The sequence below is a fragment of the Isoalcanivorax indicus genome (assembly GCF_003259185.1).
GTDB classification, from domain to species: Bacteria; Pseudomonadota; Gammaproteobacteria; order Pseudomonadales; family Alcanivoracaceae; genus Isoalcanivorax; species Isoalcanivorax indicus.
Genome location: NZ_QGMP01000001.1, coordinates 2,151,767 through 2,165,578, shown reverse-complemented (window position 1 = coordinate 2,165,578; position 13,812 = coordinate 2,151,767). Strand labels below are relative to the sequence as shown.

The window sequence follows — 13,812 nt, the reverse complement described above, 5'->3', positions numbered from 1 at the left end:
GTGGCGCGTTTTCGGGGCCCTGGGCCACAGATGGAGAGTTCTATGCGCGTTATCCTGCTTGGCGCGCCGGGGGCCGGTAAAGGCACTCAGGCGCAGTTCATCATGGAACAGTATGGTATCCCGCAGATTTCCACCGGCGACATGCTGCGCGCCGCGGTGAAGGCGGGCACGCCCCTGGGCCTGGAAGCCAAAAAGGTAATGGATGCGGGCGGCCTGGTATCGGATGACATCATCATCGGCCTGGTCAAGGAACGCATCCAGCAGCCGGATTGCGCCAACGGCTTCCTGTTTGACGGCTTTCCGCGGACCATTCCCCAGGCACAGGCGCTGGTCGATGCGGGCATCGACATCGACTTTATCGTCGAGCTGGACGTGGATGATCAGGAGATCATCGCTCGCCTGTCCGGCCGTCGCGTCCACCCGGCCTCGGGCCGCGTCTATCACATCGACCACAACCCGCCGAAGGAAGCGGGCAAGGACGACGTGACCGGCGAAGCGCTGGTACAGCGTGACGACGACAAGGAAGAGACGGTGCGCAAGCGGCTGGAGGTCTATCAGCAACAGACCCGTCCGCTGGTGGATTTCTACCGCAAGCTGGCGGCCGTGGAAGGCAACGACAAGGTGCCAGTGTATATCTGCGTCCCGGGCATCGGTTCCATGCAGGATATCCGTGACCGCATCTTTGCCGGACTCGGCAGCAAGTAAGACTTCCCGCGCGCCCCGGCCCTCTCATGCTGGCCGGGGCCAGGTTCACACCGTTTCCTTTTTTTACAATTTCCCGAGAAACTTTGCTCCGCGCGCATGCTCCATCGGAGATCATCTTTTTCAAGGCAGATCTGAATGACCGCCGTGGTTGAAGAAAATACCGTTCTTGAATTCAAGGGCCGCATGTTGATGATGACGGTCCTGCATCTGAAAACCCTCGATACTGACACCCTGGGCACGCAACTGGACCGTAATCTGGCCGAGTCCCCCGACTGGCTGCGGCAGGTGCCTATCGTCCTTGACCTGCCTGCCAGCGGTGCCTCCGTGGTGGAGCTGGCGCTGATTCTGGAGCTGCTGCGCGATCGCGAGATGAATCTGGTGGCGGTGGCTGCCTCTCCGGCGGTGGACGAGTCCGAGATGCGCGCCCTGGGTCTGGGGGTGATGGCGCTGGGCAACGGCCGCCCGGTAAAGCGTGAGCCGGCCCCTGCGCCTGCCGCCCGGGAAGAGGCCGAGCCGCCGCTGCTGGCCAATCGCGCCGAAACCCTGGTCGTTGATCAGCCAGTGCGTTCCGGGCAACAGCTTTACAGCCGGGGTGACATGATCGTGCTGGCGCCCGTGGGCACCGGTGCCGAACTGCTCGCCGAAGGGCACATACACGTCTATGCCAACCTGCGTGGCCGCGCCATTGCCGGCGTGCGGGGTGACACGTCAGCGCGTGTATTCTGCCAGCAACTCAATGCCGAGCTGATCTCCATCGCCGGCCATTATCGCGTGGCGGAAGACCTGCCTGATGACTGCCGGGACAAGCCGGTACAGATTTCCCTGGACGGCGAGATCATGCAGTTCTCGCCGCTCATTCCCTCTTTGAAGCGTCGTTAATCTGAAGGAGAGTATTGCGTGACGAAAATCGTGGTTGTGACATCCGGCAAGGGTGGTGTCGGCAAAACCACCACCAGCGCGGCGCTGGCCACAGGACTGGCCCTGCGGGGGTTCCGGACCACTGTCATCGATTTTGATGTGGGCCTGCGTAACCTGGACCTGATTATGGGTTGCGAGCGCCGCGTCGTGTACGACCTGGTCAACGTGATCAATGGCGACGCCAACATCCGCCAGGCGTTGATCAAGGACAAACGGGTGGACAACCTGTTCATCCTGCCTGCCTCGCAGACCCGCGACAAGGACGCCCTGACCCAGGAAGGCGTGGAGCGTGTGCTCAATGCCTTGCGCGACGACATGGCCATGGACTACATCATCTGCGACAGCCCCGCTGGCATCGAGAAGGGCGCCCTGATGGCGGCTTACTATGCCGATGAGGCCGTGGTGGTGACCAACCCGGAAGTCTCCAGTGTGCGCGATTCAGACCGGATGCTGGGCATTCTGGCCAGCAAGACCCGGCGCGCAGAGCAGGGCGGTGGCGATATCCCGGCCCGTCTGCTGCTGACGCGCTACTCCCCCGAGCGTGTGATCCGGGGCGAGATGCTGTCGGTGGACGATGTGCGGGAAATCCTGGCGATCGACCTGCTGGGGGTCATTCCCGAATCCCAGGCGGTGCTCAATGCCAGCAACGCCGGTTCGCCGGTGATTCTGGACACGGAATCCGATGCGGGCCAGGCCTATCTGGACGCGGTGGCGCGTTTTCTGGGTGACGAGGTGCCGCACCGTTTCCTGACCGCGGGGCGCAAGGGCCTGCTGGGTCGTCTGTTCGGGGGGCAGTGATGAGCATTTTCAGTTATCTGCTACCGAAAAAGCAGCGCTCGGCGGCGGTCGCCAAGGAGCGTTTGCAGATTATTGTGGCGCGGGAGCGCAGCACGCGGGGTGGTCCGGATTACCTGCCGCAATTGCAGGAAGAACTGCTGGCGGTGGTGCGCAAGTACGTGCCGGTGGACCCGGATGCGGTGAATGTCCAGGTGGATCGGGATTCCGGCTGCGAAATCCTGGAACTGAACATCACCCTGCCAGAAAACCACCCGTCCTGATCCATCTGCTGCCCTGACGGCACGCAATACCCGGCCCGCTGCCAACACAGCGGGCTTTTTTTGGGCTCCATTCTGGTTGGTTTGGCGGTCAGGGTTCTCGGGGGAGGGGTAAGGGCTTTCTGGACACGCTGCAAGTACGTCCCTGTAAGCTCTCGTTCGGCATCCATGCCTCTCGAAGGTCCAGAAAGCCCTTACCCCTCCCCCGTGGGCCATAACCACTGAAAAAAACAGAATGGAACCCACTCAAGACGAATACTCTCTCCCTTGAACAGCATGATTTTCGGGTGACAATCTGCGTCACTGGGAGAGTCCCGTCGATCTGCGTAAAAATGTGGTCGCCGGTGATTTTTTTCTGAAAAAGGGGTTTTAAGGGCAACCAAGGGGGCTCAACGGCCGTTTTTTTTACTTTCGGGAAAAAATGTTGGCTATTTTATGTACCAACCGTTTTTTTTTTATGCTACTTTTCAGCCGTTGCAGTACCAAAAACAGAGTAATGGCTTAGGAGATCAATCATGGCTCGAGTAGCGAAGAAGAAGGCAGTCCGTAAAAAGGCTGCTGCTCGCAAGACCCCGGCAGTGAAGAAAGTGGCAGTGCCGAAGTCGGTGAGCAATGCAGAAGCGAAGGTCAAACTCCAGCAGAAAGTCCTGGATCAGGCCGCCAAGAAGGTAGATCAGGCCACCACCAAGCTGGCCCAGCAGCGCAAGAAGGTAGACGCGGAGAACGCCAAGCTCGTCAAGGCCCGCGCCGACCTGAAAACCAAGCGTGAAAAGGCTCGCAAGAGCAACACCGTTGCGGCCAAGCGCACCGTGGAAGCTGCACGCGCCAAGGTCAACACCCTGCGTCTGAAGGTCAAGGAACTGCGTGACCAGATGAAGCTGGTGCGTGGCGAGCAGGCGGCGGCCAAGAAACTGGTCACCCGTGAGCGCAAGAAACTGCGTACCGCAGAGCGTAACTACGCGACCAAGGTGCGTGCTCAGGCGGCCAAAGACGCCAAGAAAGAGAAGGCTGCGCAGAAGAAAGCGGCTGCCAAGGCCAAGGCTGCTGCCAAGAAAGCGGCTGCCAAAGCCAAAGCGGCGGCCAAGAAGGCTGCCGCCAAGGCCAAGAAGCAGGCTCGCAAAGCCAAAACCAAGGTGAAAAAAGCGACAGCACCGCGCAAGACGGCGGCTCGCAAGACGCCAGCTCGCAAGAAAGCGGCCCGCAAGACACCGGCGCGCAAGAAAGCAGCCCGTCGTGGTCGTCCGCCGAAGGCCAAGGCGAAAGCCAGCTGAAGGTAGCACGCAGTAAAGAAAACCCCGCTTCGGCGGGGTTTTTTTATGGGCGAACTGTTCCGATTGGTAACACTTTTCAGTGTGGCCAGGCGTCGGGCGTATTGAGATTGTCGAAGTCGCGCGCTTTGCCCTTCACGCGCACGTCGATGACCGGCTTGTCGTCCAGCCAGCCATGCACGCTGCGGCCGCCGTGATCCAGATAATCGCGCAGATTGTTCGCCCAGTGCCGCCGGGAAAATGCCATGCACAGTGGCTGTCGGCGTTCTCCGTCGTGCAGGGTGCTTATCTGAGCGCGGTCATGGCGTGCGTCAAGCAGGGCCTGCACGAGGTTTTCCGGTAGCCATGGCATGTCGCACGGCAAGACCACGCAGCGATCATGTTGTGCGAAGGGTAGACAGGCTTCGATGCCCGCCAGTGGACCGGGGAAATCCGGACGCAGGTCAGGGCAGACCTTGATGTCGGGGCTGCCGAGGGCGTGGTAGGCGAGCTGGTTGCGGTTGGCGCTGATCAGCACCTGATGCCCCCCGGCGAAGCGCGACAGCAGGTGGCTGATCAACGGTTGGCCTTCCAGGGGCAGCAATCCCTTGTCGACGCCGCCCATGCGCCGTCCGGCGCCACCGGCAAGCAGGATCAGTGAGCAGACTGGCATTGAATCTCCCGGGTTGGGTCGGTCAGCGGCATCCGTTATGCTTCGCGCGGCACTCATGCCTTTCACTGCCCTATTTCAACAGGCCCAGGATGACAACGGAAGCGGCGAATCAGGTAATTCAGGTGCTGCGCGACAGCGAGCGGTTTGCCGCTGCCATTCCCGGGTTCAGTGCGCGGGCGCCGCAGCTGGATATGGCGGCGGCCGTGGCCGATGCGCTGGAGACTCTGGGCACGCTGGTGGTGGAAGCTGAAACCGGCACCGGTAAAACGCTGGCCTATCTGGTGCCCGCGCTGCTGGCGGATGGGCCGACGATTGTGTCCACGGGGACCAAGAGCCTTCAGGATCAGTTGTTCTTCAAGGATCTGCCGGTCGTGATTCGCGCGCTGGGTGTGCGTCGCCAGGTGGCGCTGTTGAAAGGCCGTGCCAATTACCTGTGCCCCTACCGCCTGGCGTTGCACCGGGAAGAGGCTCGTTTTCTGACGCGGGAAACGGCCGAGCAGTTGCAGGTGGTGGCGCACTGGGCGGGGCGCACGCGCACCGGTGATCTGGCGGAACTGCAAGAGCTGCCCGAAGACGCGCCGGTCTGGCCATGGGTGACCAGTACCACCGACAACTGCCTGGGGCAGGATTGCCCGCAATACAGCGAGTGTCCGCTGATGCGGGCACGTCAGGCGGCGCAGGAGGCCGACCTGGTGGTGGTCAATCATCATCTTTTTTTTGCTGATGCGGCCCTCAAGGGCGAGGGCGTGTCAGAGCTGTTGCCCAGCGCCAATGCAGTGATCTTTGATGAGGCGCATCAGTTGCCGGATGTGGCGGCGTCGTTCTTTGGCGAATCCCTGAGTGCCCGTCAGGTCAACGAGCTGACCCGCGATCTGCTCAGCGAAGCCGGGCATACGGCGGCCGATCTGCAGGCGTTGAACAGCCTGTGCGCGGCCATTGATCGAGCTGTGGCGGACATGCGCCTGGCAATGGGCGATGAGGGGCGCCGTGCGCCCTGGTCGGAGGTGGCGGGTCTGCCGGCGGTGAACGAGGCCGTCAATGCGTTACTGGCGCGGCTGGAGGAGCTGGACGAGGCGTTGACGCCGCTGCACAAGACCAGTCGTGGCCTGGATAACTGTTGCCGACGATGCAGTGAGTTGCTGGCCACGTTGCGGCGACTGGTGGCGGCGGCTGATCCGCAGCAGGTCTACTGGTTCGAGAATTTCCGCCGGGCGTTCGTGCTGCACGCTACGCCGCTGACGGTGGCGGATGCCTTTGATGCGCACCGCACGCGACATCGGTGTGCCTGGGTGTTTACGTCGGCGACCTTGTCCGTGGCCGGGGACTTCCGTCACTTTACCGATCGGTTGGGGCTGGGGGAGGCGCGCACCTTGCGGCTGGAAAGCCCCTTCGATTTTCGCCGTCAGGCGGTGCTCTATGTGCCCGAAAATCTGCCCATGCCGGATTCACCGGATTACACCCGTGCTGTGGTGGAGGTCATGATTCCGGTGATTCGTGCCGCCGAAGGCCGAACCTTCTTCCTGTTTACCAGTCACAGGGCCTTGCGTGAAGCCGCTGAACTGCTAAGGTCACGGCTGGATTTTCCGCTGCTGGTGCAGGGCGAGGCCGGGCGTCGCCAGTTGCTGGATGAGTTTCGCCAGCGTGGCAATGCCGTGCTGCTCGGTGCGGCGAGTTTCTGGGAAGGTATCGATGTGCGCGGTGACACGCTCAGTTGCGTGATCATCGACAAGCTGCCGTTCGGTTCCCCTGGAGATCCGGTGGCGGCTGCGCGTATTGAAACCATTCGCCAGCGTGGCGGGCAGCCGTTTCGTGAATTTCAACTGCCGCAAGCCGTGCTGACGTTGCGGCAAGGGGCAGGCCGCCTGATTCGTGATCCGCAGGATCGCGGCTTGCTGGTGGTGGCTGACCCACGCATCGTTAATCGCGGCTATGGCCGCCTGTTTCTCGACAGCCTGCCGGGCATGACCCGGACCCGAAAGCAGGAGGTTGTGGAGCGCTTCTTTCGCATGTTGAAGGCGCAGGATGAAAATACTGGCAATTGAAACAGCAACGGAAACCTGTTCTGTCGCGCTGCTGGATAATGGCAGGCTGCTGGAGCAGTTCGAACTGGCGCCGCGGCGCCAGACCGAGCGGGTGCTGCCGATGGTGGCCAGCCTGCTGGCCGAGGCAGGTATCAGCCGTCATCAACTGGATGGCATTGCCTTCGGGCAGGGTCCCGGGGCCTTTACCGGCGTGCGAGTCGCGGTGGCCGTGACCCAGGGCCTGGCCTTTGCGCTGGATCGTCCGGTGATGGGGATTTCGACCCTGGCCTCGGCGGCGCTGGCGGCGCTGGATCGTGGCCTTGATGCGCCGCTGCTGATTGCTTTCGATGCGCGTATGGACGAACTTTATCTGGGCGCCTATCGCAGTGCCGGTACCGACCGCCTGGAAGTATTGTTACCGGACTGCCTGGCCCATCCCCAGGCGCTGCCCGTGCTGCCGAAAGGACTGCGCGGCGGTGCCGGTTCGGGAGGGGTACATCGGGCGGCGCTGCAGGCGGTGGAGCCGGCGCTGGCCAACTGGGACGAAACCATTCACCCGCGGGCAGGCACGGTTGCCCGGCTCGCCGCGCCGCGCCTGGCGGCCGGTGAAGGTGTGCCGGCAGAGCAGGCGTTGCCGGTGTACCTGCGTGATCGGGTGGTCCACACCAAAGCGGCGCAGGCGAGAAAGACACCATGACGCAATGGGATTATCCGCAACCTTTCATCAGCCGCATCACGGTCGGCGACGATGTCATTGATCGCATGGGCCATGCCAACAACACGGCCTATGTGCAGTGGTTTGAAGTGGCGGCCTGGGCACATACTGAAGCACTGGGCCTGGGTTGGGCGCTGTACCAGCGCCTCAATCGCGGTTTTGTGGCCCGGGAAACCCGAATCCAGTACCTGCGCCCGGCGCTGGCCGGTGAGACGCTGCTGGTGGCCACCTGGATCGCCCGCAATGATCAGCGCCTGAGCATGACGCGGCATTACCAGATCGTGCGCGAGCGCGACGGTGAGACGCTGGTGCGGGGCGATACGGACTGGGTCTGTGTGGCGCTGGACAGCGGCAAGCCGAAGCGCATGCCGGAAGAATTTGTGCGCGGGTACCCGGCACCTGAGGCGCCGTCATCGCAACAATCGTTGCCGCAACAGCAGGACACCTGATGGATTGGCTGCAAACGATTGTCCTGGCGGTGATCCAGGGCCTGACCGAATTCCTGCCCGTTTCCAGTTCTGCACATCTGATCCTGCCGGCGCAGATGCTGGGCTGGGAAGATCAGGGCCTGGCGTTTGATGTCGCCGTACATATCGGCACCCTGTTTGCGGTGATGTGGTATTACCGCCGTTCGTTGGGGGCCATGGCGGGCGGGGCGCTGGGGGGATTGCGCACCCGGCAACTGAATCCCGACCTGCGCCTGGCGTTGCTGATTGGCTGGGCGACGCTGCCAGCGGTCATTGTCGGTTTTCTTGGCAAGGACCTGATTTCCGAACATACCCGCTCGGTGGCCGTGATTGCGTCCAGCACGCTGGTGTTCGGTGTGCTGCTGTGGGTCGCTGATGTTGTCGGCCGTCGCGAGTTGACGGTGATGGGCGTGGGGCTCGGTATCGCCACGCTGATCGGTCTGGCGCAGGCGCTGGCATTGATCCCCGGCACGTCTCGCAGCGGCGTCACCATTACGGCTGCGTTGCTGCTTGGCCTGCGCCGCGAGGATGCCGCCAACTTCTCCTTCCTGATGTCGATCCCGGTGATTCTCGGCGCGATCGTGCTGATGAGCACCGATCTGGCTCAGGCCGAGCAGATCTTTACCCTGATGCAGTTGCTGGTCGCCTGCGTGATCTCCGGCGTGGTGGCCTATCTGACCATCGCCTTTTTTATCGCCATGGTGACACGTCTGGGCATGCTGCCCTTTGTGATCTATCGCCTGGCGCTGGGGCTGCTGCTGGTGCTGTTCTTCCTGTGACCGATCTTCCTGTGACCGACGCCTGTCAGGCAACCGGCCCGGCCCGGCTGGCCCTGCTGCCGGGCGCCCCGGCGCAGCTGGCCGGGCCACGCCTGCCGGACGAGGCTGCGGCTGCGGCGTATCCGCTGGTGCTCGGCACGCGAGACGGTGTGCTGGCCCTGTGGCGTCCTCAGGGGCGCGAGACGCCGCTCTACGTGGATTTCTCCGGTGGCCGCATGGGCTATCGTCTGTCAGCGGAACGGGCGCGTCACGAGCGTCTGGTGCGCGCAGCGGGGCGATTGCCGGATGAGGGCGGCCTGCTGGTGGATGCCACGGCCGGGTTGGGCCGTGACGCCGCCCTGCTGGCGGCGGCAGGCTGGCAGGTGGTGATGCTGGAACGGCACCCGGTGCTGCATGCGCTGCTGGCCGATGGCCTGGCCCGCGCGCCGCTGCTGGCCGGGCGCCTCACTCTGGTGCAGGCAGACAGCTGCGCCTGGCTGGCACAGTCCAGTGAGGCACCGACGGTGGTCTACCTGGACCCGATGTTTCCGGCCCGCGACAAGTCGGCGGCGGTGAAGAAGGAACTGGTCTGGCTGCAGTGGTTGACCGACGCTACGCCCGATGAGACGGAAGAGGCCGCACTGCTGGCGGCGGCCCTGGCGACGGCCAGCAAGCGGGTGGTGGTGAAGCGGCCCCTGCGAGCCGCGCCTCTGGCAGGTCGCGCACCGTCCCATGCCCACAGCGGCAAGACGGTGCGCTTCGATGTTTACGGCGTGTTGCCGGCCTGAGTTTGCGCTGCCTGTTGCCGGGCCTCACACAGTCGCGTCAGGCGCACGATGCCTTGGCGCAGGTCCGGGCTGAGGATGCGCCGGGCCTCGTCATCCATGGCCTGCAGGCGATCATCAAAGCACAGCATGCCGTGGTCATCCCGCTCCACCAGCTTGTACACCTGGAGCTGGTGAATGAAGTTGCGCAATACGGCGCGGTCGAAAAACTCCGGTGAATTGAACTCGTACAGCAGCGACAGCCGCTGCGCGGTCAGGTGCGCCAGTTCCTCCAGCGTTTCGGCGTCCAGCCGGGCGTTGCCGTGCTGAACCAGGATGCGGATGGTGAGGTAGTAGCGTTCCAGCGCCTGCGCCACGGTCTGCCCGAGGTGCGCCAGCAGGTCGGATTCCAGCGTATGCAGCGGTGCACTGCGCACCATGTCGCCTTCGCGCAGGATCAGGCCCTGATCGGCCAGCACGCGCAGAATCTGCTCCACCGCCTGATCCAGCTCGCCGTCTTCGCGCCAGTGCAGGAAGTACTCCGAACGGAAGAACGGATACAACAGTCGGACCAGGCGTTGCAGATGACGCTGTGGAATATCGCGGCCATCGCCCAGCAGTGAACACACCAGCCCCGGCAACACAAACAGATGCAGGCTGTTGTTGCGGATATACGCCATTTGCAGCGCGGTGACCGGATCGGTGCTGATCAGGTCGCCCATGGCATGCTCGATGCGATGGATGAAATGGTTATCCATGCCGTACTGGATGATCTCGCCAGGCTCACTGCGGGCGAGCATCGCTGAGCGGCTGTAAGGCGCCTCGCCCAGCAGGTGCGCATAGAGGGCCAACTGGCGGCCCAGTTGCACCTCGTCCATGGTGTGTTTCGGCGTGGCCAGCAAGGCCAGGCTGAGCAGGTTGACCGGGTTGGCCACGGCCGCCGCATTGATACGCGTCACCACCTCGGTGCCCAGCGCGTCCACCGTTTGCTTGATGCTGTCCGGCAGCGGCTGCTTCAGATCAATGCGGCGCCATCCAGGGGTCTGCTCATCGAGAAAGCTGCCCAGCTTGATCGGATCACCGAAGTTCACATGGACTTCGCCGAAATGCTTGCGCAGCACGGAGAGGGATTTCAGGAAGCCGAAGATGCTTTCCTTTTCCTTCTTCTGACCGTGCATTTCACCGATATAGGTGCTGCCTTCAATCAGCTTTTCATAGCCGATGTACACCGGCACCAGGGCAATCGGGCGGCTGTGATCGCGCAGGAAGCTCTGCACGGTCATGGCCAGCATGCCGGGGCGTGGCTTGAGCATGCGGCCACTGCGGCTGCGACCGCCTTCGACGAAGTATTCGATGGAATAGCCGCGGCTGAGGATGATGTGCATGTATTCATTGAATACGGCGGCATAAACCGGATTGCCCTTGAAGCTGCGGCGCATGAAGAAAGCGCCGCCCCGGCGCAGGATCGTCCCGATCACTGGCAGGTTCAGGTTGATGCCCGCCGCAATATGCGGCGGTACCAGGCCATGCTTGTAGACCAGATAGGACAACAGCAGGTAATCGGCATGGCTGCGATGGCAGGGCACGTAGATCACCTCATGATCGCGCGCGATGCGTTGCAGGGTATCCATGTTGTAGGCCCGCAGACCGCTGTACAGCCGGTTCCAGACCCATTCCAGTACCACTTCGAGAAAGCGGATGACGGTGTGTGAATAATCCGCCGCGATTTCCATGGCGTAACGACGCGCATGCGCCTCATGCTTTTCATAGGGCTCGCCCGCCTCGTCGGCGGCCTTGCGAATCACCTCGCGCACGGGGGCACTGTCGAGCAGGGTATTCACCAGGGTACGGCGGTGTGACAGGTCAGGCCCGATCATGGCCTCGCGCTGGCGGCGGAAATGCACCCGCAGAATGCGCTGGGTCTTGCGTACGGTGCGCTCCACATCCGCAGGCTGGTCCACCAGCTGGCGCAGGGAAATCGGCGCGCTGATATTCATGAACAGCTGCCGCCCCTGGGTCAGGATGATGAAGAATTTCTTGATGAAGCCCGGTGGCGACCAGTTGTCGGCGAACATGATCTTCCAGAGGGAGTTTTCCTTCTCTGGTCGGCGACCCCAGAACAGGGCGACCGGCACGATCTGCACATCTTCATCGACATATTCCGCCAGATGCTCCACCGCGCGCAGCAATCGCCGGGGCGGCGGGCTGACACGTTCGCGACCGACCAGATTGTTGCGCCGGTAGAGCGAGTAGTAGCTGCGCCGCAAGGTGTGCCCGGGCAGGGCCAGGTTGTCCAGCGGGCTCGGCAGCCCCATGCGCCGCGTTTCACGATCCAGCAGCAGCATGTCGGCCACTGAGGCATCACGCAGCACATAGAGGATCGGCCGGGTGGCATCCAGTTCCAGCTCGCTGATATCCCGGGGAAAGCAGGTGACGCGGGTACACCAGGTCAGAAACAGGCGGGCAATGAAGAAGAAGAGGCGGTCGAGACCAAACCAGAAAGTCATAGTTGTTGTCGAGAAATGGCCTGAAAAGGTGAAGAAAGTGTAAACAAATGCGCCCTGTGGGCATAGCAGCGTGATATTTCAGGGTGTAACAGTGACCGGCTGGTCATGTATGCTGCGGCCTTCAGACCAGAAGGAGAATCTCATGCGCGCGATACAGCTGGAACGCTTCGGCCCCGATGGCCTGGTCCCGGTAGACAAGGCCGTTGGCGAGCCCGGCCCGGGTCAGGTCCGGGTGCGCATGCACGCGGCGTCGCTGAACTACCACGATCTGGCCACAGTGATGGGGATGGCCAACCCGAAGATGCCGCTGCCCCAGGTGCCCCTGTCGGACGGCGCCGGGGTGGTTGAGGCGCTGGGCGATGGCGTGACCACGCTGGCCGTGGGAGATCGGGTTACCACCAGCTTCTTTCCTGGCTGGGTGGCGGGCGGGCCCTCGCTGGCGGTGCTGCGCGGCGTCACCGGCGAAACCCTGCCGGGTGCCCTGCAGGAGCAGATGGTCGCTCCGGCCAGCGCCTTCGTGCCATGCCCGGCGCATCTCACCGACATTGAAGCGGCGACGCTGCCATGCGCTGCCCTGACCGCGTGGCGGGCGGTGGTGGTCGAGGGCCGGATCAAGGCCGGTGATCGGGTACTGATTCAGGGTACCGGCGGTGTCAGCCTGTTTGCGCTGCAGTTTGCTCGTCTGCTCGGTGCGGAAACCGTGGTGATCTCCTCCAGTGACGAAAAACTGGAACTGGCGCGAGGCCTGGGCGCGGATCATCTGATCAATTACCAGCGTGAACCGCGCTGGGGTCGGGCTGTGCGTGAGGCCTGTGCTGGTGAAGGCGTGGATCTGGTGGTGGAAATTGGCGGTGCGGGCACCTTGCCGGAATCACTCAATGCCGTGCGTATCGGTGCGCATATCTCGATGATCGGCGTGCTGGCCGGTGTGGCGGCCAATGTGCCCACGGCGAAGATCATGGCCATGAATGTGACCGTGCGCGGCATTACCGTGGGCAACCGTGAGCAGTTCGAGGCCATGAATCGGGCCATATCACTGCATCAGCTGCGTCCGGTGGTGGGCGACGTGTTCGGGTTTGATGGCTTGCCACAGGCGTTGCAGACCATGCAGGCGGCCGGGCACACCGGCAAACTGTGTCTGGATTATGGTCGCTGAAGCGCTGCCGGTGGTGGTGGTGCGGTCTGGATGCCATACTTGCTGCATAAAAAGCAGCAAAAATGACCAAGGAGATTCCATGATGCGCAAGACCATTGTGCTGGCCGCCGCAGGCGCGTTGGCCCTCGCCCCCGCCGCACACGCCGCCCCGCTGGTGAATATCTACGCGGGTGCCTATACCTGGAACGCCGACGTGTCGGGCTATGTCGATACCGACGGTGATCGGGTGGATATGGAAGACGACCTGGGATTTGATCGCTCGCGCCAGAATGTACTGTATTTCGGGCTGGAGCACTTTGTGCCGCTGGTGCCGAACGTGCGTTTGCGGCATATGGCGTTGTCGGATTCCGGTCGTGCCACCACCGCTGGCTTCGTATTTGACGGCCAGGCCTTTGCGGGGGATGTGCGTTCCAGCTTCGATCTCGACATGACAGACCTGACGCTCTATTACACGCCGCTGGACAATATGGTGAAGCTGGATGCGGGCCTGAATGTACGCCGCCTCGACGCCGAGTTCGATGTGCGTACCGAACCCGCTGCGGTGCAAGGTAATGAGTCTGCCCGCGAAACCTTCCCGATGCTGCACCTGGGCGCGCGGGTCAATCTGCCGTTCAGCGGTTTCTATGCCGGAGGCGAAATCAACACCATCCGCTATGACGGCAGCCGCCTTGAGGACTACACCGCACGCGTGGGCTGGGTTTCCGACTTCCTGCTGGGGGTGGAACTGGGTTACAGCCACTTCAACATCAAGCTGGATGACGTGAGTGGCCTGGATGCCGACCTGGAATTCGGTGGCCCCTATCTGGCCCTGTCGGTGAGCTTCTGA

General features: G+C 62.7%; 14 protein-coding genes. 12 read left to right on the top strand and 2 right to left on the bottom strand.

Annotation, left to right across the window (positions count from 1 at the left end):
* The first annotated feature begins 42 nt into the window (after positions 1–42).
* The 5 genes from adk to DKW65_RS09885 all read left to right on the top strand — a co-directional run bounded on the left by adk (position 43) and on the right by DKW65_RS09885 (position 3,949).
* Complete coding sequence (adk, locus tag DKW65_RS09905; RefSeq protein ID WP_111657083.1) at positions 43–705, top strand: adenylate kinase; 663 nt, start codon at positions 43–45, stop codon at positions 703–705.
* 135 nt (positions 706–840) lie between these two features.
* The gene (gene minC / locus DKW65_RS09900; RefSeq protein ID WP_111657082.1) at positions 841–1,584 is read left to right on the top strand and encodes a septum site-determining protein MinC; all 744 of its coding nucleotides are present in this window, start codon (positions 841–843) and stop codon (positions 1,582–1,584) included.
* 18 nt (positions 1,585–1,602) lie between these two features.
* Positions 1,603–2,421, top strand: coding sequence for a septum site-determining protein MinD (gene minD, locus DKW65_RS09895; RefSeq protein ID WP_111657081.1), 819 nt, complete (start codon positions 1,603–1,605; stop codon positions 2,419–2,421).
* On the top strand, positions 2,421–2,681 hold the full coding sequence (gene minE, locus DKW65_RS09890) for a cell division topological specificity factor MinE (RefSeq protein WP_111657080.1): 261 nt from the start codon (positions 2,421–2,423) through the stop codon (positions 2,679–2,681). Before minD ends, minE begins: the two co-directional genes overlap by 1 nt.
* A 512-nt stretch (positions 2,682–3,193) precedes the next feature.
* Positions 3,194–3,949 (top strand): hypothetical protein, encoded by a 756-nt coding sequence (locus tag DKW65_RS09885; protein ID WP_162925796.1) that lies wholly within the window; start codon positions 3,194–3,196, stop codon positions 3,947–3,949.
* Between the two features lie 76 nt (positions 3,950–4,025).
* Here the strand turns inward: DKW65_RS09885 and mobA are convergent, their stop codons facing one another.
* On the bottom strand, positions 4,026–4,598 hold the full coding sequence (gene mobA / locus DKW65_RS09880; RefSeq protein WP_162925795.1) for a molybdenum cofactor guanylyltransferase MobA: 573 nt from the start codon (positions 4,596–4,598) through the stop codon (positions 4,026–4,028).
* Between the two features lie 89 nt (positions 4,599–4,687).
* Between mobA and yoaA the strand changes: the two genes are divergently transcribed.
* Genes yoaA through DKW65_RS09855 form a run of 5 tightly spaced genes read left to right on the top strand, consistent with a single transcriptional unit; the run spans position 4,688 to position 9,347 of the window.
* Positions 4,688–6,640: a DNA repair helicase YoaA gene (gene yoaA / locus DKW65_RS09875; RefSeq protein WP_111657078.1), complete on the top strand. Its 1,953-nt coding sequence runs from the start codon at positions 4,688–4,690 to the stop codon at positions 6,638–6,640.
* Positions 6,621–7,316, top strand: a complete 696-nt coding sequence (tsaB, locus tag DKW65_RS09870) for a tRNA (adenosine(37)-N6)-threonylcarbamoyltransferase complex dimerization subunit type 1 TsaB (RefSeq protein ID WP_111657077.1) — start codon at positions 6,621–6,623, stop codon at positions 7,314–7,316. Before yoaA ends, tsaB begins: the two co-directional genes overlap by 20 nt.
* A complete protein-coding gene (locus DKW65_RS09865) occupies positions 7,313–7,783 on the top strand; it encodes an acyl-CoA thioesterase (RefSeq protein ID WP_111657076.1) in 471 nt (156 codons plus the stop codon). The genes tsaB and DKW65_RS09865 overlap by 4 nt, the downstream gene beginning before the upstream one ends.
* Positions 7,783–8,580, top strand: a complete 798-nt coding sequence (locus DKW65_RS09860; protein WP_111657075.1) for an undecaprenyl-diphosphate phosphatase — start codon at positions 7,783–7,785, stop codon at positions 8,578–8,580. Before DKW65_RS09865 ends, DKW65_RS09860 begins: the two co-directional genes overlap by 1 nt.
* Complete coding sequence (locus tag DKW65_RS09855; RefSeq protein WP_245932462.1) at positions 8,577–9,347, top strand: class I SAM-dependent methyltransferase; 771 nt, start codon at positions 8,577–8,579, stop codon at positions 9,345–9,347. The genes DKW65_RS09860 and DKW65_RS09855 overlap by 4 nt, the downstream gene beginning before the upstream one ends.
* Here the strand turns inward: DKW65_RS09855 and plsB are convergent.
* A complete protein-coding gene (gene plsB, locus DKW65_RS09850) occupies positions 9,326–11,830 on the bottom strand; it encodes a glycerol-3-phosphate 1-O-acyltransferase PlsB (RefSeq protein WP_111657074.1) in 2,505 nt (834 codons plus the stop codon). The genes DKW65_RS09855 and plsB overlap by 22 nt on opposite strands.
* Positions 11,831–11,972: 142 nt before the next feature.
* Between plsB and DKW65_RS09845 the strand changes: the two genes are divergently transcribed.
* Together DKW65_RS09845 and DKW65_RS09840 are read left to right on the top strand one after the other, a co-directional pair.
* Positions 11,973–12,986, top strand: a complete 1,014-nt coding sequence (locus DKW65_RS09845; RefSeq protein WP_111657073.1) for a zinc-dependent alcohol dehydrogenase family protein — start codon at positions 11,973–11,975, stop codon at positions 12,984–12,986.
* A 79-nt stretch (positions 12,987–13,065) separates the two neighbouring features.
* On the top strand, positions 13,066–13,812 hold the full coding sequence (locus DKW65_RS09840) for a TIGR04219 family outer membrane beta-barrel protein (RefSeq protein ID WP_245932461.1): 747 nt from the start codon (positions 13,066–13,068) through the stop codon (positions 13,810–13,812).

What these genes read in the sequence shown, in the direction of transcription:
- DKW65_RS09840 (WP_245932461.1), top strand. Translation starts at nt 13,066, where the DNA reads ATGATGCGCAAGACCATTGTGCTGGCCGCCGCAGGCGCGTTGGCCCTC.
- DKW65_RS09865 (WP_111657076.1), top strand. Translation starts at nt 7,313, where the DNA reads ATGACGCAATGGGATTATCCGCAACCTTTCATCAGCCGCATCACGGTC.
- DKW65_RS09885 (WP_162925796.1), top strand. Translation starts at nt 3,194, where the DNA reads ATGGCTCGAGTAGCGAAGAAGAAGGCAGTCCGTAAAAAGGCTGCTGCT.
- minC (WP_111657082.1), top strand. Translation starts at nt 841, where the DNA reads ATGACCGCCGTGGTTGAAGAAAATACCGTTCTTGAATTCAAGGGCCGC.
- DKW65_RS09845 (WP_111657073.1), top strand. Translation starts at nt 11,973, where the DNA reads ATGCGCGCGATACAGCTGGAACGCTTCGGCCCCGATGGCCTGGTCCCG.
- DKW65_RS09860 (WP_111657075.1), top strand. Translation starts at nt 7,783, where the DNA reads ATGGATTGGCTGCAAACGATTGTCCTGGCGGTGATCCAGGGCCTGACC.
- tsaB (WP_111657077.1), top strand. Translation starts at nt 6,621, where the DNA reads ATGAAAATACTGGCAATTGAAACAGCAACGGAAACCTGTTCTGTCGCG.
- minE (WP_111657080.1), top strand. Translation starts at nt 2,421, where the DNA reads ATGAGCATTTTCAGTTATCTGCTACCGAAAAAGCAGCGCTCGGCGGCG.
- plsB (WP_111657074.1), bottom strand. Translation starts at nt 11,830, where the DNA reads ATGACTTTCTGGTTTGGTCTCGACCGCCTCTTCTTCTTCATTGCCCGC.
- adk (WP_111657083.1), top strand. Translation starts at nt 43, where the DNA reads ATGCGCGTTATCCTGCTTGGCGCGCCGGGGGCCGGTAAAGGCACTCAG.
- yoaA (WP_111657078.1), top strand. Translation starts at nt 4,688, where the DNA reads ATGACAACGGAAGCGGCGAATCAGGTAATTCAGGTGCTGCGCGACAGC.
- mobA (WP_162925795.1), bottom strand. Translation starts at nt 4,598, where the DNA reads ATGCCAGTCTGCTCACTGATCCTGCTTGCCGGTGGCGCCGGACGGCGC.